Here is a 415-nt window from a genome sequence, read left to right as displayed (position 1 = left end):
AATCTGTCACCTTGTTTAAGCTTAAATACTAATTTAGTATGTAAATAATATCCTCCCGCGCCGTTTTTAACAACTTTACTGTTTGTGTCAATAGCTTGGAACTCTGATAGTTTACCTTTTTCATCATAGTATCCTACGATAACTATACCTGTATCTTTGTTTACTTCAACTACTTCACCATCTTTTTTAGCAACTACAGTAAAATCATTAGATAAATGATAGTGAATAACTTGCTCAGCGCCGTTAGATATTAAAACAGGTGATGACTTTTCTACAGGAATAATATGTTTAGACTGTTTAGTTGCCATTGCTGAACGTATACTATCATCTCTAGTAATACCTAGAGGAGATAATAATTCAGCAGGTGAGAATAAATTAGCATCAGTTAATTCATCTAGTTTATCATGCTTAATAT

Annotated in this window: 1 protein-coding gene; it reads right to left on the bottom strand. The window is 31.8% G+C overall.

Going from position 1 to position 415, the window contains the following annotated elements:
- A partial coding sequence (locus tag ETC00_RS20070) for a hypothetical protein (protein WP_171567780.1) occupies positions 1-415 on the bottom strand: 415 nt, incomplete at both ends.

The sequence above is a fragment of the Brevibacillus sp. MCWH genome, assembly GCF_013096935.1.
In the GTDB taxonomy this organism is placed as follows: domain Bacteria; phylum Bacillota; class Bacilli; order Brevibacillales; family Brevibacillaceae; genus Brevibacillus; species Brevibacillus aydinogluensis.
The sequence above is the reverse complement of the archived record's forward strand: the minus strand, read 5'-3'. Positions and strand labels throughout refer to the sequence as shown.